A 19,152-nucleotide genomic window follows, 5' to 3' on the forward strand; every position below is an offset into this window, starting at 1 on the left:
AGGAGGTGCTCGCGTTGAGAAAGAGCAGCATGACGGTCCAGGAGCTGCCCGGTGCCGCTGCCGACTACCGGCCCACCCCGCCGCCGGCCTGGCAGCCCCGCACCGACCCCGCCCCCCTGCTCCCGGATCCCGAGCCGCTGCGTGTGCTCGGCACCGATGCGGCCGCCTCGGCCGATTCCGGCCTGCTGCTCCGGCTCTACGCCCAGCTGGTCCGGGGCCGCCGGTACAACACCCAGGCCACGGCGCTGACCAAGCAGGGGCGCCTCGCGGTCTACCCGTCCAGCACGGGCCAGGAGGCCTGTGAGATCGCCGCGGCGATGGTCCTGGAGGAGCGCGACTGGCTCTTCCCCAGCTACCGCGACACCCTCGCGGCCGTGGCGCGCGGGCTCGACCCGGTCGAGGCGCTCACCCTGCTGCGCGGCGACTGGCACACCGGCTACGACCCCCGCGAGCACCGCATCGCCCCGCTGTGCACGCCCCTCGCCACCCAGCTGCCCCACGCCGTCGGTCTGGCGCACGCGGCCCGGCTGCGCGGCGACGACGTCGTCGCCCTCGCCATGGTCGGCGACGGCGGCACCAGCGAGGGCGACTTCCACGAGGCGCTGAACTTCGCCGCGGTCTGGCAGGCACCGGTCGTCTTCCTCGTCCAGAACAACGGGTTCGCGATCTCCGTGCCCCTGGCCAAGCAGACGGCCGCGCCCTCGCTGGCCCACAAGGCCGTGGGCTACGGGATGCCCGGCCGCCTGGTCGACGGCAACGACGCCGCGGCCGTCCACCAGGTCCTCGGCGAGGCCGTGGAGCGGGCCCGCCGAGGCGGCGGCCCCACGCTCGTCGAGGCGGTCACCTACCGCGTGGACGCCCACACCAACGCCGACGACGCCACCCGGTACCGGGGCGAACAGGAGGTCGAGGTCTGGCGCGCCCACGACCCGATCATGCTGCTGGAGCGGGAGCTCACCGCACGGGGCCTGCTCGACGAGGAGAGCCGCCGGACCGTCACCGAGGAGGCCGAGGCCATGGCGGCCGACCTGCGCGAACGTATGAACGCCGACCCGGTCCTCGACCCGATGGACCTGTTCGCCCACGTCTACACGGAGCAGACCGGCCAGCTGCGCGAGCAGGCGGCGCAGCTCCGCGCCGAGCTGGAGGCCGCGGCCGAAGCCGAGGGGGAAGCACGATGACCACGGCCGCAGTGAAGCCCGCGACCATGGCCCAGGCGCTGCAGCGCGCCATGCGCGACGCCATGGCCGAGGACCCGACGGTCCATGTCATGGGCGAGGACGTCGGCACCCTCGGGGGCGTCTTCCGGGTGACCGACGGGCTTGCCAAGGAGTTCGGCGACGATCGCTGCACCGACACCCCGCTGGCCGAGGCCGGCATCCTCGGCACCGCGATCGGTATGGCGATGTACGGCCTGCGGCCCGTCGTCGAGATGCAGTTCGACGCCTTCGCCTACCCGGCGTTCGAGCAGCTGGTCAGCCATGTCGCCAAGATGCGCAACCGGACGCGGGGGGCGATGCCCCTCCCGATCACGGTGCGCATCCCCTACGGAGGCGGCATCGGGGGCGTCGAGCACCACAGCGACGCCTCCGAGGCCTACTACATGGCCACGCCGGGTCTGCACATCCTGACCCCGGCCACGGTCGAGGACGCCTACGGGATGCTGCGCGCGGCGATCGCCTCCGACGACCCGGTGGTCTTCCTGGAGCCCAAGCGGCTGTACTGGTCCAAGTCGGCCTGGTCGCCCGAGGCGCCTGCTGAGGTCGAACCCGTCGGACGGGCCGCGGTGCGCCGCCCCGGCCGCAGTGCCACGCTCATCACCTACGGCCCCTCGGTGCCCGTCTGCCTGGAGGCCGCCGAGGCCGCCACGGCCGAGGGCTGGGACCTGGAGGTGGTGGACCTGCGCTCGCTGGTGCCCTTCGACGACGAGACGGTGTGCGCCTCGGTGCGCCGGACCGGACGGGCCGTCGTGGTCCACGAGTCCAACGGGTTCGGCGGTCCCGGAGGCGAGATCGCCGCCCGGGTCACCGAGCGCTGCTTCCACCATCTGGAGGCCCCCGTACTCCGGGTGGCGGGCCTCGACATCCCCTATCCGCCGCCCATGCTGGAGAAGCATCATCTGCCGGGCGTCGACCGGGTCCTGGACGCGGTCGCACGGCTTCAGTGGGAGGCGGAGAGCTGATGGCGAAGGTCCTGGAGTTCAAGCTTCCCGACCTGGGCGAGGGCCTGACCGAGGCCGAGATCGTCCGCTGGCTGGTGGACGTCGGCGACGTGGTCGCCATCGACCAGCCGGTGGTCGAGGTCGAGACCGCCAAGGCGATGGTGGAGGTGCCCTGCCCCTACGGCGGAGTGGTGACGGCCCGCTTCGGTGAGGAGGGCAGCGAGCTGCCGGTGGGCGCACCGCTGCTGACGGTCGCCGTCGGAGCGGACCGGCTGGAGGACGCGGGCGCCGTGGCGGCATCGGGCGGGCAGCCCGCCCCGTCCGGAGAACGGGCTGCCTCCTCCGGCGGCAACGCGTCCGCCGAGACCTCTGGAAACGTTCTGGTGGGCTACGGCACCGGTACCCCCGCGGCGCGGCGGCGGCGGCTGCGGCCGTCCGCACTCGGCGCCGTGCCCGCGGCGGCTTCTGCGCCCGCGGCGGCTCCTGCGCCTGCGGCACCCGCCGCGGCGACGGCCCGGAACGGCTCGCCGGGCGGCGTGCCGCCGCGTGCCGCCTCCGGGTCCTCCGCGCACCACGGGGCGCACGGCCGCGAGACCGTGCGGGCCGCCGCCGAGGGGCCCGTCGCGGTGATCTCGCCACTGGTGCGCAAGCTGGCCCGGGACAACGACCTCGACCTGCGGCGACTTACCGGATCGGGCCCGGACGGACTGATCCTGCGCGCCGACGTGGAGAGCGCGCTCAGGGCCGCCGAGGTCGCGCCGCCCGTGGTGCCGACCGCCCCGGCCGCCGGGAGGGCTCTCGGTACCTCGGCGCTCCCCACCGGCGCGGAGGAGAGGGTTCCGCTGCGCGGGGTCCGCGGTGCGGTAGCCGACAAGCTGTCCCGCAGCCGGCGAGAGATCCCCGACGCGACCTGCTGGGTGGACGCGGACGCCACCGAGCTGCTGGCCGCCCGCACCGCGATGAACGCCTCCGGTGGCGAGAAGATCTCGCTCCTGGCGCTGCTCGCCCGCATCTGCACGGCGGCGCTCGACCGCTATCCGGAGCTCAACTCCGCGGTGGACACGGAGGCCCGGGAGATCGTGCGGCTGCCGGGCGTGCACCTCGGCTTCGCCGCGCAGACGGAGCGGGGACTGGTCGTCCCGGTGGTCAGGGACGCCCACACCAGGTCCGCGGAGTCGCTCACCGCCGAGTTCGCCCGGCTGACGGACGCGGCACGCGAGGGCACCCTGACACCGGCGGACCTCACCGGAGGCACCTTCACCCTGAACAACTACGGGGTGTTCGGCGTCGACGGCTCCACGCCGATCATCAACCACCCCGAGGCCGCCATGCTGGGCGTCGGACGGATCGTGCCCAAGCCCTGGGTCCATGAAGGGGAGTTGGCCGTGCGGAAGGTAGTGCAGCTCTCGCTCACCTTCGACCACCGGGTCTGCGACGGAGGTACCGCGGGAGGCTTCCTGCGCTATGTGGCCGACTGCGTGGAGCGGCCGGCGGTCCTGCTGCGCACGGTGTAGGGCGCGCGGGCCGGGTGGCTGCGGCCCGGCTCCCGGCCCGGCTTCCTGCTCCGGCTTCCTGCTCCGGCGGCCCCTCCGCCCGGCCTCCCGGCCCGTCCGTCCGGCGCCCGGCCCGGCGCCCGGTCCGGTGGCCGGTCCGGCGGCCGGGCACACCGTCGGGGCCGTCCGGGGGCCGGTCCTCGGGGCCCGGCGGTACGGGCCCGTCCCCACCATGGGCCGGGCCCGGCCCCTGGCCCTCGCGCCGCCCGGGCACGAGGTCCGCATCGGCGCTCCGAGGGGTGCCGTGCCGCTCGCAGGTCCCTGGTGGCAGGGGGTACGCCCGCGAGGCGGGGCCCTGGCTGCCGGGGCGCGGCGATCACGGCCCATACTGCTGGGGTGACCACCACACCAGGCACGCCCGAGCGCTCCGCGTACGACGCCGTCGTACTCGCTGGAGGAGCCGCCCGACGCCTGGGGGGAACCGACAAACCGGCGGTCAGCGTGGGAGGCCGGGCGCTGCTCGACCGGGTGCTCTCCGCCTGCGCCGGGGCCGCACGGACCGTCGTCGTCGGGGGACGGCGCCCGACCACCCGCCCGGTCCTCTGGACCAGGGAGGACCCGCCCGGCGGCGGTCCGCTCGCCGCGCTCGACGCGGGTCTCCGCCACTGCCGGGCGGAGACCGTGGTCGTGCTCTCGGCCGACCTGCCCTTCCTCGGGCCCCGGACGGTCGGCGCACTGCTCGCCGCTCTCGGCGGGGCCGCGCCGGGCCGCGAGGCCGGCACGCCGGTCGAGGGGGCGCTGCTCACCGACGCGGCCGAGCGCGACCAGCCGCTGGTCGCCGCCTACCGCCTCGAACCCCTGCGACGTGAGATCGCTCTCCTCGCAACCGAGTACGGCAGCCTCTCCGGCCTGCCGCTGCGTCTTCTGACCCGGGAACTGGACCTTGTCCGGGTCGCCGCCGATGCCCTGGCCTCGTTCGACTGCGACACCTGGGAGGACATCGCCGCGGCCCGGGCGCGCATCAGGGAGCATGGATACGTGCTGGACGAATGGATTGCCGCGGTCTCGGCCGAACTCGGCATCGAGTTGGACGTCGACACCCACGGGCTGCTCGACCTCGCCCGCGACGCCGCCCACGGCGTCGCCCGCCCGGCCGCGCCGCTGACCACCTTCCTGGTCGGCTACGCGGCGGCCCGGGCGGGCGGCGGCCCGGAGGCGGTGGCCGAGGCCTCGCGCAAGGCCGCGGCCCTCGCCGCCCGCTGGGCCGCGGAGAGCGACGACCAGGGCACGCAGCCCGGGAACGGCGGCCCGGGGGACGCCCGCAGCGGTGAGGCCACGGCAGGATGACCGAGCACCCGCGCAGCAGACCGACCGGCCGCGAACGAGAACCCGGCCCGCCCCCCGAACCCCGCGCCGCCTGCGGCGGACCGGTGCCCCCGGACCCTGGTGAACGGGTGCGCCCCGTCCCCGGCGACCCCTGGGACCTCGCCCCGGGGCAGTCCTGGGGCCCCCTGGGCGGCTTCGGGGCCCCTGGCCCCGGGCACCGCCCGGCCCCGGAGCATCCCGAGGGCGCGGCCCCCGGACGCCGGGCCGACGACCACCACCCCCTGCCCGAGCTCGACGGGGTGTCCGACGCCCTGGCCCTGCTCGCACCCCGCGGAACCACTGGTGCCCCCCGCCCCGGCGGAGAGGCCGCCCCGGGGACCCCGGCCCCCGGCTTCTCCGCCCCGGGTGATGCCCCCCACCGCGAGCCGTCCCCGCACGAGCCGTCCTCCCGCGAAGCGCCCCGCCACCGGCCCGGCGACCGGCCGCCCGCGCCCGACCGGCCTGCCGCCGCCGGGGCGTCCGCCGCCCCGCCCACCGGGGAGACCTCTCCCCGGCGCCCGGCCCGGGGCCACGGCCCCGGAGCCCCGGCCTGGACCGAGGCCCGCGCGATCGCGGCCCGCGAGGGCCGCCGGGTTCCGGGCGGGACCCGTACCACCCCGCTGGCCGACGCCCTCGGCCACGTCCTCGCCGAGCCCCTGACGGCCCTGTGCGACCTGCCCTCCTTCGACACCTCCGCCATGGACGGCTGGGCCGTCTCCGGTCCCGGCCCCTGGCACATCCAGGACGCCGCGGTGCTCGCCGGCCACGCGGCCGCCGACGCCCTCGCGGACGGCACCGCGGTACGGATCGCCACGGGTGCCCGCGTCCCTCGCGAGACGACCGCCGTCATCCGCAGCGAGCACGCCCGCGCCGACGAGGCCAAGGGCCTGCTGCACGCCGAGCGCACGGTGGTTCCCGGCCAGGACATCCGGCCACGTGCCCAGGAGTGCCGCAGCGGCGAGCGCCTGCTCGGCGCCGGTACCGCGGTGACGCCCGCCGTCCTCGGGCTCGCGGCGGCGGCCGGCTACGACGAGTTCCGGACGGTCCGGCCCGTCCGCGCGGAGATCCTCGTCCTCGGCGACGAACTGCTCCCCTCCGGGCTGCCCCGGGAAGGCCTCATCCGCGATGCCCTCGGGCCGATGGTGGGCCCCTGGCTTCGGGCACTGGGCGCGGAGTCTGTGACCACCCGCAGGATCGTCGACGACGAGGAGGCCCTCCACCGGGCCGTGGCGGACTCGGAGGCCGAACTGCTGGTCACCACCGGCGGCACCGCGGCGGGACCGGTCGACCACGTCCGCCCGGTACTGCGGCGGCTCGGCGCGCGCCTGCTCGTGGAGGGCGTCGCGGTCCGCCCCGGGCACCCGATGCTGCTGGCCCGGCTCGCCCCGGGGCGCTGCCTCGTCGGCCTCCCCGGCAATCCGCTGGCCGCGGTCTCCGCGCTGCTCACCCTGGCCGAGCCCCTGCTCCGGGGCCTGACCGGCCGCCCCACCGCCGAGCCGACACGGATCCCGGTGCACGAGTCCGTGCAGGGGCACCCGCACGACACCCGGCTGGTGCCCGTCCGGCACACGGCCGGACGGCTCGTGCCCTTGCACTACCACGGTCCCGCCATGCTGCGCGGCATCGCCGGGGCCGACGCGCTCGCCGTGGTCCCGCCGGGAGGGGCCCGGCCGGGCGACGCACTGGAGGTCCTGGGGCTGCCCTGGACCAGCTGGGCCCATCCGGGCACCGAGGAGGGGTGTTCCACGTGAAACTGCCGAACAGGGACGCGATGGCCCGGCACGTCGACGAGCAGCTCGTCGCCGCCCGGGTGAAGCTTCCGCGCCGGGTCGTCGAGCGGCCCCTGCGGCAGGTCAGCAAGCGGCTCCTGATGGCGCTGCTGGTGCTGGCCGTGACGGTGCTGCTGGTATGGACCGACCGCAGCGGCTACCACGACAACGCCGACGGCTCGGTCGACTTCCTCGACTGCCTCTACTACGCCACGGTCACCCTCTCCACCACGGGCTACGGCGACATCGTCCCCTACAGCGACGCCGCCCGGCTCACCAACGTGTTCCTGGTGACGCCGCTGCGCGTGCTGTTCCTGATCATCCTGGTCGGTACCACTCTCGAGGTGCTCACCGAGCGCACCCGGGAGGAGTGGCGGCTGAACCGCTGGAGGTCCACCTTGCGTGACCACACCGTCATCGTCGGCTTCGGCACCAAGGGCCGTTCGGCGATGAAGACCCTCTGCGCCACCGGTCTGCGGAAGGACCAGATCGTCATCGTCGACCCGAGCGGCAAGGTCATCGAGACCGCCAACGCCGAGGGCTTCGTCGGGGTCGTCGGGGACGCCACCCGGAGCGACGTGCTGCTGAGGGCCGAGCTCCAGAAGGCGCGCCAGGTGATCATCGCGCCCCAGCGGGACGACACCGCGGTGCTGGTCACCCTGACCGCACGCCAGCTCAACCGGGGAGCGAAGATCGTCGCCGCGGTCCGCGAGGAGGAGAACGCGCCGCTGCTCCGGCAGTCCGGTGCCGATGCGGTGATCACCAGCTCGGGCGCCGCGGGCAGGCTGCTCGGCCTCTCCGTGCTCAGCCCCAGCGCGGGCACCGTCATGGAGGACCTGATCCAGCAGGGCAGCGGCCTCGACCTCGTCGAACGGCCGGTCATAAAGGCCGAGGTGGGGCGCAGCGTCCGGGAGACCGAGGACCTGGTGGTGAGCGTGGTGCGCGGCCACCGGCTGCTGCCCTACGACGACCCGGCCGCCAGCCCCCTCCAGCTGACGGACCGTCTCATCACCATCGTGAGGGCGGAGAACGCGGCCACCGCCAACGGCCGGGAGTAGCCTCGCGGCCATGCATGCGATCACGATTCCCGAACCCGGTGGCCCCGAGGCCCTTGTCTGGGCCGAGGTGCCCGACCCCGTCCCCGGCGAGGGGGAGGTCCTCGTGGAGGTCGCCGCCAGCGCCGTGAACCGGGCCGACGTACTCCAGCGCCAGGGCTTCTACGACCCCCCGCCGGGCGCCTCGCCCTATCCGGGGCTCGAGTGTGCGGGCCGCGTCACCGCCCTGGGCCCGGGTGTGTCCGGGTGGGCCGTCGGCGACGAGGTGTGCGCCCTGCTCGCCGGGGGCGGTTACGCGGAGAAGGTCGCCGTGCCCGCCGGGCAACTGCTGCCCGTGCCGCGGGGCATGGACACGGTCACCGCGGCCGCGCTCCCCGAGGTGACCGCGACGGTGTGGTCGAACGTGTTCATGGTGGCGCACCTGCGCCCCGGGGAGACCGTCCTCGTGCACGGCGGTGCCAGTGGGATCGGGACGATGGCGATCCAGCTGGCCAAGGCCGTGGGCGCCCGAGTGGCGGTCACGGCGGGGAGCCCCGGGAAGCTGAGGCGCTGCGCCGAACTCGGCGCGGACGTCCTGATCGACTACCGCGAGCAGGACTTCGTCGAGGAACTCCGCAAGGCCACCGACGGGGCCGGGGCCGATGTCATCCTGGACATCGTCGGGGCCAAGTACCTCGACAGGAACGTGAAGGCGCTCGCCGTCAACGGCCGACTCGCCGTGATCGGGCTCCAGGGCGGGGTCAAGGGTGAACTCAACCTGGGTGCGCTGCTGGCCAAGCGGGCGGCGGTGACCGCCACGTCCCTGCGCGGACGGCCCCCGGCCGAGAAGGCCGCGATCGTCGCGGCGGTGCGCGAGCATGTCTGGCCGCTGATCGAGGCGGGCCGGGTGCGCGCCGTCGTGGACCGTACGGTGCCCCTGGAGGACGCCTCCGAGGCCCATCGGGTGCTGGAGTCGGGGAGCCATGTCGGCAAGATCCTGCTGAGGGCCCCCGGAGCTTGAGGCCGCACGGGGCCGTCCGGCCCCCGGGGCCTGAGCCCGCACGGGGCGTCGGGCCGCCGCGCGCCGGAGTCCTCGACGGCGGCGGGCGGGCCCCTCGGGCCCGCCCGTCCGGCGCTCGGTATCGGCAGGGGCGGATCCGCGGCTCAGGCCGTGTCGGCGTCCGCCTGCCTCCGGGGGCGCAGCCGCGTCCCACGCACGCCGCGCCGCCCGCTTCCGGGACGGCGCCGTTTCGCGCCGAGCCCGGGCCCGGCTACAGGTAGGGGCCGGAGCGGACCGGTCCGGTCTGACCGCCCTCGTCCTCATGGGGGGCGCCGGGCGGCAGGGCGCGGCGCATCTGCTCCAACTGGGCCCTGGCGGCCATCTGCTGGGCGAAGAGCGCCGTCTGGATGCCGTGGAAGAGGCCCTCCAGCCACCCGACCAACTGCGCCTGGGCGATACGGAGTTCCGCTTCGGACGGGATGGCCTCCTCGGTGAACGGAAGGGACAGGCGCTCCAGTTCCTCGACCAGCTCGGGAGCCAGGCCGTCCTCCAGCTCCTTGACGGAACCCCGGTGGATCTCCTTGAGCCGGACACGGCTCGCCTCGTCGAGAGGTGCCGCCCTGACCTCTTCCAGCAGTTGCTTGATCATGCTGCCGATGCGCATGACCTTGGCGGGCTGTTCGACCATGTCCGTCACCGGGACCTCGCGCGACTCGTCGTCACCGTCACCGCCGCCGAGCGCCATCCCGTCCTGACCGACGACCAGGACGTGAGGGGTTTCCTGCGACCGTTCATTCCTCGGCATCTCCATGCCGCCATTCTCTCGTACGTGGGCTTCACCACACGGTGTGCCCCCGTGCGACGGTGATCCACCCTTCCGCCGGGACCTGCCGGGCCCCGAACCGCGCCCCCGGATCCCTCCCGGAGCCGCACCGGGTCCCGGAGCCCTGCCCGGGCCCGGAGCGCCCCGGGCCCTCCCGGACGCCTCCGGGAGGGCCCTTCGCTCAGGCCGCCTCGCGGCGGGCCAGCGCGCCCCGCGAGCGGGTGACCAGCGCGGCCAGCACGGCGGCGCCCACGGGTACGGCCACGATCAGCGCGGCCAGGGTGCCCCACGGCATCACGATGGGCACGAAGGGCTCTCCACCGAACGCACCCCAGCCGCGGTCGAGGGCCTCCTGGCGCCAGGCGAACTGCTGGCGCCTCTCGGTGAGCCGGAGCCCGATCGCCGGCAGGACCCCTGCCGCCGCCCCCAGCACCACGCCCATGGCGGCCACCACACCGCACTGGAAGCCACTGAGCGTCCTGCGGACCCGGGGCGGTGCGCCCACCGCGGCCAGCGTCTTCAGGTCCGCCTCCGCGTCCGCCTGCGCGAGACCGGTGGCGATACCGGCCGCTCCGATGGTGATCAGTCCGGCGAACACCGCCAGCGACAGCAGCACGATGCTGTTCTTGCTGGTGTAACCGGCCTCCACGACCAGGGTGATGTCCGTGGTGGCCTTGTCGAGTTCCCCGTCCAGCTTCTGCCGCTGCTCGCTGCCGGGCATCGTGTCGGTGCTGTAGTAGGCACCGAGCGGAAGGGTGGGAAGGGCGGCAGCCTCGGCCGCCGCCGGGGGCACGATCAGCTTCACGCCGTAGGTCTGCGGTTCGCCCGCGGCCGTGTGCACGGTCAGGTGCCTGATCGCCCCCGGCGCCTCGCGGTCCTCCTCGGCCGCGTCCTCGGCGGCCTCGGTGTCGGTGATCAGCTTGATACCGATGCGGCCGTGCCGGTCGATCGGGCGCTTGTCGAAGGCGACGGGCATGCCGGACGCGAGGGCCTTCGCCGCCGCCGGGTCGTCGATCTCCAGCACCTCCAGCAGCTTCTGGTCCCCGACCAGCACACCGCCCTCCGTGACGCTGCCCGGGCCCTCGGGTTCCGTGCAGCGCCAGTCGCGGGCGAGCTGCCTGCGCTCCTCGACGCTGAAGCGCAGCGCGGGGTCCTCGTCGGCCGGCCTGCCCGGGTCCCTGGTGAAGAGCGGGCACTGGTTGGCCTCGGGCACGACCACCTCGTACCAGCCGCAGCCGTCGGTCTGGTCCCACATCGAACAGGTGGGCTTGCCCACCGCGATGCGGTCCACATCCGCGCGCAGCTCCACCGGGAGGGTGCGCTGCACGGTCTCCCGCACACCGGGCGCCTCACGGCCGCCCGCCTCGGGGGCCATGACCGAGACCGCCCCGTACGGCAGCTCCGCGACATAGTCGGCCCGGTCCTGGGCGTCGCTGCTCGCCGCATAGGTGGCCACGGCCACGGTTCCGGCCACCGCGGCGAGCACCGCGGCGACCGCCGGGGCCGTGCGGCCCCGGTTGCGGACCGCGTCCCGTAGGGCGAGTCGCGGGGACAGGGGCAGAAGGCGGCCCGTGCGGCCGAAGAGGCCGACCAGCGCCGGGGTCAGTGCGACGATGCCCAGTTCGGCGAGGGCGCTGCCGCCCGCGACGACGGCGAACTGCTCCGTCATCGTCGATCCGTACAGGGCGATCGCCGCGCCCAGCACCACCGCCACGAGACCGACGGCCGGGAGGACCCGGCTGCTGCGCCGGACCCCGCGGCGACCGGTCAGCGAGGCCAGCACGGACTGGCGGGAGGCGGTCACCGCGGGCACGACCGCGGCGAGCAGGCCCGTCAGAACGGCCAGCAGGGCGATGCCCAGCAACTCCAGAGGGCGTACGTCGAAGGCACCGAAGCGCTTGCCGAGGGCGTCCTCCAGCAGGGGTTGGAGAGCGAAGGTGAGGACCAGTCCCAGCAGGGTGCCGACCACGGCCGCGGCGGCACCGATGACCAGACCGCCCGAGAGCACGATCGCCCGGATGTGCCGGCGGTCGCCACCGTTGGCACCGACCAGGCCGAGCTGGCGGCGGGAGCGCCGGGCGCCCACGGCGAAGGCGGGTCCGGCCAGCAGGCAGATCTCCAGCATGGCCAGGCCCACGACGGTGCCCACCGCGGCCAGCGCGGCAGCCCTGGCCCCGGCGCTCTCCTCGTACGTCCAGCCCCCCTTGCGGTACAGCGGCACCTCGGAGTCGGCGGGCGGATCCATGGCGACCGCGCGGGAGGCGACGGCCACGCCCTTGGTGTTGATCTCCTGCACGGTGTTCCACGTGAAACCACCGGGGATCTTCGCCAGCAGGGTGGTGCTCGCGGAGGGCGTCGGCAGCCCGTCGGCCTCCAGCGCCTTGCGCATGGGGGCGATCAGTGCCCCGGGCAGGGCGTTGATCTGGTCGGCCTTGAGGTCGTTCGGCAGTTCGTAGGTGCCCACCACCGTGTACTCGCGGTCGAAGCCGCGGGCCGTGAGGGTGGAGCCGACCGTGAGACCACTGGTCTCCAGGAAGTGGGAGGTGGCCGTCACCTCGTCGGGACTCTGCGGGAGCCGGCCACTGAGCAGCGGCATCAGGCCCTCGGCCAGCGGGTCGTCCGGCTTCAGCTCCCGGATGTCCGTCTGGAGGAGGCCGTGGGCCGTGCGCAGCTTGGCCGTGGCGACCGTGTCCCGAAGTGTCGTGGCCCCCTCGGGCAGGACCGAGGCGAGGTCCACCGGCCCTTCGGGGACCGTCTGCCAGTCGAGTTCCTCGGCCGGGGCGTACTGGTCGCCCGCGGGCGACTGGAGGATCGGGGTCCCGCCCCAGCCGGTGTCGCTGAGCCGCCCGTCGGCGGCGCCCATCGACCGTGCGGCGGCCTCCTCCGCGGAGAGCTCGGCGCTGCGCAGCGTCAGGTCCGCTGCGCTGACACCGAGGATCGGGAGGGCGATCATCGCGAGGACGAGGAGGCTGCGGCCCTTCGCGCGCCAGGCGTCACGCCGTGCGATGCGGATCGTGGCGCGCCAGGAGTGGTACCAGGTCCTCACCGCTCGGCCGCCTGCCCGCTGAGCAGGGAGTCCGCCTGGCTGCGGGCTGTCTGGTCGACCACGGCCCCGTCGCGGAGGAAGACGACCCGGTCCGCCCAGGCGGCGAACCGGGGCTCATGGGTGACCAGGATGCCCGCGGCTCCCGCGTCGCAGCGGGACCGCAGCAGCGCGAGCACGGATTCGCCCGTCTCGGAGTCCAGGGCACCGGTCGGTTCGTCCGCGAGGACCAGGCGCCGGTCCCCCACCAGCGCGCGGGCGATGGCGACACGCTGCTGCTGGCCGCCCGACATCTCGTCGGGGAACCGGTCGGCGAGATGGCCCAGGGACATCTCCTCCAGGGCGGCGAGCGCCTCGGACCGGGCCTTGCGGGCCGAGGTCCCGTCCAGCTCCCGGGGCAGGGCGATGTTCTCCGCCGCGGTCAGCGCGGGAATGAGGTTGTAGTCCTGGAAGACGTAGCCGATGCTGCGTCGGCGCAGGGCCGCCATCGCCTTGCGGTCGGCCTTCGTGATGTCCGTGCCCTCGACGATCACCCGGCCCGAGGTCGGGGCGTCCAGTCCTCCGGCGATGGTGAGGAGCGTCGACTTGCCCGATCCCGACGGGCCCATCACGGCGACGAGTTCGCCCGGGAAGACGTCGAGGTTGATCCCGCGCAGGGCGTGGACCTCGGTGGCGCCGCTGCCGTGGACACGGGTCAGCTGCTGGAGTTGCAGCACGGGCTGCTGTGACTTCTGAGGCTGTGGTGACGGTTGTGTGGTCATGGTTCCCCCTTGGGTGAGCGAACAGCCCGCGCTCGCTGGGCGGGCATGCGGAAGGTCTGTGGTGCGGACGGGCGGGCGCCTCACGGCGGTACGAAGGCCCCTGGCCGGCCCCTACCGGGGCCGGTGTCGGCCGCCGGCCGGGGCCCGGCGCGACCGGCGGCCGGCACGGGCGCCCGCTCCTCGGGTGCCGGCGCTACCGCCGGAACGCGCCCCGGGTGCCGCGCCGCCCCGTCGGCACGGCGGGCTCCGCCGCCCCCTCGCCAGGGCGCGTCCGGGCGGTGGCCGTCCTCCCGGCGTCGGCCGCGGCCCCCGGAGTCTCCGGGCCCGCGGGGGCCGCGGGCCCTGCCGCGGCGGAGAGGCGGATCAGCCGCATCTCGCAGTGGTCGAGCCAGCGGGCCTCCGCCTCGGTCTGGAAGATCAGCTGCTCCAGCACGAGCAGCCAGGCGACGTCGTCCCGCTCGGTGGAGCCGCCGCCCTCGATCGCCGCGAGCGCCTGCGCCTTCAGCCGCGTGTAGTCCTGCATGGCCTTCACGGTGTGGTGCCGCTGGGACTGGATCACGGCCCGGATGTCGACCCCGGGGGTGCCGACGGCCATGGCGAGCTTGATCGCCAGTTCGTCGCGCGGCGGGTTGGCCCGGTCCACCGGGGTGGCGAACCAGGTCCGCAGCTCGTTCCGGCCCTGCTCGGTGATGACGTAGAGGGCGTGCCCCGCCTCGTCCGCGCCCTCCTGGACGACCATGCCGTCGCGTTCCAGGCGGTTGAGGGTCGTGTAGACCTGGCCGACGTTGAGGGGCCAGGTGGCCCCGGTGCGGGACTCGAATTCGGAGCGGAGCTGCGAGCCGTACCGGGGGCCCGGCTCCAGGAGGGCGAGAAGCCCGTGGCGAATGGACATACTCAGTATGTATACCGGGTATGCCGCCCGGGGCAACCGACGTACGGGGGACCTCGCGGGTCCCTCCTGAGGAGGAGGCGGGCGCTCAGCGCCGCCGCAGCCGCACTCCGAGGAAGCCGATGCCGAGGCCCATCAGGGCCAGCCCGACGCCGAGTGAGGCGGGGGAGATCTGCCGGGCGGGCGGGCCGGGCAGGCCGGGCGGGCCCTGGTCCCGGGCGGCCGCCCCGGCCGACGGCCGAGCAGCGGCCGTCGGGTCGGAGGCGGCCGGGGAGGGTGCCCGGTCCTCGCTCGCCTTGTCCTCCCCGGGAGGGGTGGCCGGGCTCGGCTCCCCCGGCGGATCACCGTCCCGCTCGCGGTCCCCGCCGGGCCGTGTGACGTCCCCGGACGGACGGGCGGAGTGCGGCGGGGAGGCCGCGGCGGACTCCTCCGCCGCGCCGCGGGGCGTGCGGGACGGTGCCGGTGAGCCGGAGTCCGCGGGGGCGGTGGAGGGCTTCCTGCCCGGCCTCAGCCGCCCCTCGCCCGCCTGCCGCCCGGCCAGCGAGGGGGAGGGCGGAGCGGCCGACTCCAGCCTCGCCGTGTCCACCGGCCGCAGCCAGGGGCCGCGGGCGGGAAGTCCCGGTCCCCGGGTGGCGGCCGGTGCCCCGGCCTCCCGTGCGCCGGAGGAGGGGCGTCCGGGGTGCTCGTGCGGCGTACGGCCGGGGGCGGCCGGAGGGCGGGCGCCGGAGGAGGGGCGCGGTGTGTGCGGGGAGGTCCGGGGAGGTTCGTCCGGCCGGGCCGCGGGCGCCTGCCCGGAGGGGCGCGCGGGGGTGTCCGCGCGGGCGGTGGCGGTGCCGGTGAGGCCGGTGGCGAGGAGCAGCAGTGAGGCGGCGGCGACCGCGCACCGTGCGTTCAGGTCTGGAGCCACCGCGGGACCCCTCCCGTGCCGAGACGCCGAAGGACGGGATCAGCGTCACATAGCGGGGCAATCCCGGCATCCCGGTCGGGTGTCGAGGGTGCGGCAGCATCGCGCGGCCGACAGCCGCCCGGCCGGTCGGGGGCATGGCGGGGCCGGGCCCCGGCTGCGGGGCGCGCCCTGCTCCGTCAGCGGCGGGGCTACTCCGGATAGCCGGTGGAGACCTCCAGGATGAAGGACGCGTCGTCCTCGGAGATCTCCGTGTCGGCCAGGGGGAACTGGGAGACGACGATCCCGTCGCCCCACTGCGCACTGGCCTTCGGGCGCTCCTCGATCTTCCAGCCCATCGTGTCGGCGCACTCCTTCACCGACAGGATGTCCTTGTAGACGAAGCTCGGCGCCTGCACCTTCGACGCGTCGTTGTACCCCTCGGGCGCGTCGGAGCACTTGGTCGCCTTGATCGTCCGGTATCGCTCGGGGCCCTTGTAGTCGGCCTGCTCCGCGGCCTCGGCACTGGCGCCGGGCTCCGCCCCGCCCGCGTTGTCACCGGAGTCGTCGCCCTTCAGGGACAGGGCCGTGACCAGGCCGCCGATCGCGAGCAGCGCGACGGCGACGGCACCGATGACCACGGGCATGTTCCGCTTCCTGCTCCCGCCGCCCGCGGGCGCCGGCTGCGGGGCGAGCGAGTACGGCGGAGGGGTCGGGGCACCGGGGCCGGGCTGGTAGGCGGCGGGCGTGGGGTAGCCGTAGTGCGGCGCGGGGGCCGCCGCCGGCGCCGGTGTGGCCGGTCCGTAGGCGCCGGGCTGGTACGGGGTCTGCACACCCTGCGGGGCGGGCGCCGACTGGTCCAGCGGAGGGAAGACCGCCGAGCCGACGCCCGAGCCGCTGTTCGCCGGGGCGGCACCGCTGATGATCACGGGTGCCACGGTCTGCCCGGCCGCGGCGACCCGTGCGCACTCCTCGCGCATGGCCGCGGCGCTCGGGAAGCGCTCGTTCGGGTTCTTCTTCAGGGCGCGGGCGACGAGGGCGTCCATCGCGGGGGTGACGGAGCGGTTGATCGTGGACGGCGCCACCGCCTCCTCCTGCACATGCGCGTAGGCGATGGCGAGGGGCGAGTCCGCGTCGAAGGGAAGGCGGCCGGTCAGCAGCTGGAACAGCATGATGCCGACCGAGTACAGGTCGGAGCGCGCGTCGACACCGCGGCCGAGGGCCTGCTCCGGGGAGAGGTACTGCGGGGTGCCGACGACCATGCCCGTCTGCGTCATCGAGGTGACGCCCGACTGCATCGCGCGGGCGATGCCGAAGTCCATCACCTTGACCACACCGCGCCCGGTCACCATCACGTTGCCGGGCTTGATGTCGCGGTGGACCAGGCCCATCTCGTGGCTGGCGTCGAGAGCTGCCAGCACGTCGCCCGTGACCTTCAGGGCCTTGTCGGCGGGCATCGCGCCGAACTGCCGCACGTCCTCGGCGAGCTCGGAGCCGAGGGGGCGGCCCTCCACGTACTCCATGACGATGTACGGCATGAGGTTGCTGTCGAGGGTGTCCTCGCCGGTGTCGAACACCGACACGATGTTGGTGTGCGACAGCTTGGCGACGGCCTGCGCCTCGCGGCGGAACCGCTCGCGGAAGGACTGTTCCCGGCCGAGTTCGGTGTGGAGCGTCTTGATGGCGACCTGACGGTCGAGCGCCGTGTCGTAGGCCAGGTAGACGGAGGCCATACCTCCTTCGCCGAGCAGGTCGCGAAGCTGGTACCGGCCGCCTGCCACCGAACCGCCCGCGTAGCGGCCCTGTGCGCCGTCCTGGCTCATCTGCTGCTTCCCCCCGTGCGCGCGGCGGGCCGCCCGGGATGCGGTGCCGCGGCTGAATCCGGATGTACGGGCCAAGTCTGCCCGAGGGCACCGACACGTCAAGCCGGGCGCCCGTTCCGTGACCGTACGCGCAACAAGCGTCGCGGAAGCGTTACAGGGCGGCGCGGGATTTGCGTGCCGGGCGCGACGGGCGGTTTGATGGCCGGTCTCCTTCGAGACCGGTGTGCCGCGCGAAGGCTGTAGCGTGACGTGGCACAGCATCCCGAGGACATGGCTCATCCCGCAACGCGCAGCACGCACGCGGACGGATACGACGGCGAGGACTGATGGCACCCGAACCCGAAGCAGGCGGCGGAGTGCCGGAGTCCTCGGATGCCTGGGGCGACGGCGGACTGGTCGGAGACGGCCGCTACCGGCTGACGCACCGTCTCGGCCGCGGCGGTATGGCCGAGGTCTTCGCGGCCGAGGACGTACGGCTCGGGCGCACCGTCGCCGTGAAGCTGCTGCGCGCGGACCTGGCCGAGGACCCGGTGTCCAAGGCCCGCTTCACCCGTGAGGCGCAGTCGGTCGCCGGGCTCAACCACCATGCGGTGGTGGCCGTCTACGACTCCGGCGAGGACGTCGTCGGGGACCGCACGGTGCCCTACATCGTGATGGAGCTCGTCGAGGGCCGCACCATCCGCGACCTGCTCGTCAACGCCGAAGCCCCGCCGCCGGAGCAGGCGTTGATCATCGTCTCCGGTGTGCTGGAGGCGCTGGCCTACTCGCACCAGCACGGCATCGTGCACCGCGACATCAAGCCGGCCAACGTCATCATCACCCACTCCGGCGCGGTGAAGGTGATGGACTTCGGCATCGCCCGCGCCCTGCACGGCGCCCAGTCGACGATGACCCAGACCGGCATGGTCATGGGCACGCCCCAGTACCTCTCGCCCGAGCAGGCGCTCGGCAAGGCCGTCGACCACCGCTCCGACCTCTACGCCACGGGCTGCCTGCTCTACGAACTCCTCGCCCTGCGGCCCCCGTTCACCGGCGAGACGCCGCTGTCGGTGGTCTACCAGCATGTCCAGGACATCCCCCGGCCGCCGTCCGAGGTGCTCTCCAGCGTGCCGCCGGAGCTGGACGGCCTGGTGATGCGTTCGCTGGCGAAGGACCCGGACGACCGCTTCCAGAGCGCCGAGGAGATGCGCGGGCTGGTCCAGTACGCGCTCCAGATGCTCCAGCAGGGCGGCGGGCACGGCGGCGGCTGGAACACCGGACCGGTGGGCGTCTACGACTCCGGCGCGACCCGGGTGCAGGGCATGACGGGCCCGACCGCCGCCTACCCGGCCCACGGAGAGACCCACCAGGGCCCCATCCTTCCGCCGTCCAACCCGGACGACGGGGGCTACGACGGCTCCCCGCACGGTCCCGGGGGCGGTCCCCGGACCAAGGTGTGGCTGATGGCCGCCCTGGCGGTCATCGCGGTCGTCGCCGGTATCGCCTTCGCCGTCAACGCGGCCAGGGACACCGCCGACACTCCGCAGGACGGCAAGACGACCTCCGAGTCGCCGTCCGTGCCGCAGGAGTCCCCCACGCCGACGGAGGAGGAGACCGCTCCCACGGGCGAGCCGGACACGGACACGGGCGGGAACCACCAGCAGCCCTCCTGGACGCCCTCCTGGACGCCCTCCTTCACCCCCAGCACCGAGCCGACCCCCAGCGCGGGCGAGCCCACGCCCTCCGACTCGGCGGAGCCCTCCGACCCCGCGCCCTCCGACCCGGGCGAGGACCCGGAGGACCCGCCGACCGACACCGCCGGCGGCGCCGGCAGCGGCTCGGGCGGCACCGCGTCCGGTGGTGGCGGGGCCACCACCGGCGGCGGCGGGACCACCACCGGCGGCGGGACGACCACCGGCTCGGGGACCGGCGGCGACACGGAGGGCGGGGCCACCACCAGCTGACGGCCGCAACGGCACGCGACCGGCAACTGCCCGGCGCCGGCGGCGGGCGCACGCCGTCCGGCTGCGTGGACCGGCCCGGGGTGCGCCCGTTCCGGATACGACCGGACGCCTCGGGACCGCCGGGGCCGTGGCCGGGGCCGAGTGTCACCGCCCGGGCCGGGCGCG

At 74.9% G+C, this 19,152-nt stretch carries 14 protein-coding genes; 8 read left to right on the forward strand and 6 right to left on the reverse strand.

The features are described 5' to 3' along the window. Positions 1 to 29: 29 nt before the first annotated feature. The 7 genes from pdhA (at position 30) to ACGF15_RS13610 (ending at position 8,843) form a co-directional block, all read left to right on the forward strand. Positions 30 to 1,181, forward strand: coding sequence for a pyruvate dehydrogenase (acetyl-transferring) E1 component subunit alpha (gene pdhA / locus ACGF15_RS13580; RefSeq protein WP_392798850.1), 1,152 nt, complete (start codon positions 30 to 32; stop codon positions 1,179 to 1,181). Further along, entirely contained in the window at positions 1,178 to 2,182 is a 1,005-nt protein-coding gene (locus ACGF15_RS13585; protein ID WP_345612095.1) for an alpha-ketoacid dehydrogenase subunit beta, read from the forward strand. The genes pdhA and ACGF15_RS13585 overlap by 4 nt, the downstream gene beginning before the upstream one ends. After that, positions 2,182 to 3,675 carry a dihydrolipoamide acetyltransferase family protein gene (locus tag ACGF15_RS13590; protein ID WP_392798670.1) on the forward strand — a complete coding sequence of 498 codons (1,494 nt, stop codon included), beginning with the start codon at positions 2,182 to 2,184 and terminating at the stop codon, positions 3,673 to 3,675. The genes ACGF15_RS13585 and ACGF15_RS13590 overlap by 1 nt, the downstream gene beginning before the upstream one ends. 375 nt (positions 3,676 to 4,050) lie before the next feature. Further along, positions 4,051 to 5,001 (forward strand): NTP transferase domain-containing protein, encoded by a 951-nt coding sequence (locus ACGF15_RS13595; protein WP_345612088.1) that lies wholly within the window; start codon positions 4,051 to 4,053, stop codon positions 4,999 to 5,001. 107 nt (positions 5,002 to 5,108) lie between these two features. Further along, complete coding sequence (locus ACGF15_RS13600) at positions 5,109 to 6,770, forward strand: molybdopterin-binding protein (protein ID WP_392798673.1); 1,662 nt, start codon at positions 5,109 to 5,111, stop codon at positions 6,768 to 6,770. Then, on the forward strand, positions 6,767 to 7,846 hold the full coding sequence (locus tag ACGF15_RS13605) for a potassium channel family protein (protein ID WP_376428990.1): 1,080 nt from the start codon (positions 6,767 to 6,769) through the stop codon (positions 7,844 to 7,846). The genes ACGF15_RS13600 and ACGF15_RS13605 overlap by 4 nt, the downstream gene beginning before the upstream one ends. A gap of 10 nt (positions 7,847 to 7,856) precedes the next feature. Then, the gene (locus ACGF15_RS13610) at positions 7,857 to 8,843 is read left to right on the forward strand and encodes an NAD(P)H-quinone oxidoreductase (RefSeq protein WP_345612083.1); all 987 of its coding nucleotides are present in this window, start codon (positions 7,857 to 7,859) and stop codon (positions 8,841 to 8,843) included. A gap of 250 nt (positions 8,844 to 9,093) precedes the next feature. On the opposite strand, the gene ACGF15_RS13615 is transcribed toward ACGF15_RS13610, so the two are convergent. The 6 genes from ACGF15_RS13615 to ACGF15_RS13640 form a co-directional block, all read right to left on the reverse strand. Then, positions 9,094 to 9,633, reverse strand: a complete 540-nt coding sequence (locus tag ACGF15_RS13615; RefSeq protein WP_345612081.1) for a bacterial proteasome activator family protein — start codon at positions 9,631 to 9,633, stop codon at positions 9,094 to 9,096. 193 nt (positions 9,634 to 9,826) lie between these two features. Beyond that, the gene (locus tag ACGF15_RS13620; protein ID WP_392798678.1) at positions 9,827 to 12,691 is read right to left on the reverse strand and encodes an FtsX-like permease family protein; all 2,865 of its coding nucleotides are present in this window, start codon (positions 12,689 to 12,691) and stop codon (positions 9,827 to 9,829) included. Beyond that, complete coding sequence (locus ACGF15_RS13625) at positions 12,688 to 13,449, reverse strand: ABC transporter ATP-binding protein (RefSeq protein ID WP_345612077.1); 762 nt, start codon at positions 13,447 to 13,449, stop codon at positions 12,688 to 12,690. The genes ACGF15_RS13620 and ACGF15_RS13625 overlap by 4 nt, the downstream gene beginning before the upstream one ends. Positions 13,450 to 13,642: 193 nt before the next feature. Further along, entirely contained in the window at positions 13,643 to 14,341 is a 699-nt protein-coding gene (locus tag ACGF15_RS13630; RefSeq protein WP_392798682.1) for a PadR family transcriptional regulator, read from the reverse strand. Positions 14,342 to 14,426: 85 nt separating this feature from the next. Next, a complete protein-coding gene (locus tag ACGF15_RS13635) occupies positions 14,427 to 15,245 on the reverse strand; it encodes a hypothetical protein (RefSeq protein ID WP_392798685.1) in 819 nt (272 codons plus the stop codon). A gap of 188 nt (positions 15,246 to 15,433) precedes the next feature. Next, positions 15,434 to 17,044: a protein kinase gene (locus tag ACGF15_RS13640; protein ID WP_392798688.1), complete on the reverse strand. Its 1,611-nt coding sequence runs from the start codon at positions 17,042 to 17,044 to the stop codon at positions 15,434 to 15,436. A gap of 326 nt (positions 17,045 to 17,370) precedes the next feature. Here ACGF15_RS13640 and ACGF15_RS13645 point away from each other — a divergent pair, with 326 nt between their 5' ends. Next, entirely contained in the window at positions 17,371 to 18,987 is a 1,617-nt protein-coding gene (locus tag ACGF15_RS13645; protein ID WP_392798691.1) for a protein kinase, read from the forward strand. The last annotated feature ends 165 nt before the right edge of the window (positions 18,988 to 19,152 follow it).

The sequence above is a fragment of the Streptomyces sp. NPDC048001 genome, assembly GCF_043203115.1.
GTDB classification, from domain to species: Bacteria; Actinomycetota; Actinomycetes; order Streptomycetales; family Streptomycetaceae; genus Streptomyces; species Streptomyces sanyensis.

Coding starts and splice junctions, on each gene's coding strand:
- pdhA (WP_392798850.1), top strand. CDS start 30: ATGACGGTCCAGGAGCTGCCCGGTGCCGCTGCCGACTACCGGCCCACC.
- ACGF15_RS13645 (WP_392798691.1), top strand. CDS start 17,371: ATGGCACCCGAACCCGAAGCAGGCGGCGGAGTGCCGGAGTCCTCGGAT.
- ACGF15_RS13590 (WP_392798670.1), top strand. CDS start 2,182: ATGGCGAAGGTCCTGGAGTTCAAGCTTCCCGACCTGGGCGAGGGCCTG.
- ACGF15_RS13615 (WP_345612081.1), bottom strand. CDS start 9,633: ATGGAGATGCCGAGGAATGAACGGTCGCAGGAAACCCCTCACGTCCTG.
- ACGF15_RS13625 (WP_345612077.1), bottom strand. CDS start 13,449: ATGACCACACAACCGTCACCACAGCCTCAGAAGTCACAGCAGCCCGTG.
- ACGF15_RS13640 (WP_392798688.1), bottom strand. CDS start 17,044: ATGAGCCAGGACGGCGCACAGGGCCGCTACGCGGGCGGTTCGGTGGCA.
- ACGF15_RS13610 (WP_345612083.1), top strand. CDS start 7,857: ATGCATGCGATCACGATTCCCGAACCCGGTGGCCCCGAGGCCCTTGTC.
- ACGF15_RS13630 (WP_392798682.1), bottom strand. CDS start 14,341: ATGTCCATTCGCCACGGGCTTCTCGCCCTCCTGGAGCCGGGCCCCCGG.
- ACGF15_RS13585 (WP_345612095.1), top strand. CDS start 1,178: ATGACCACGGCCGCAGTGAAGCCCGCGACCATGGCCCAGGCGCTGCAG.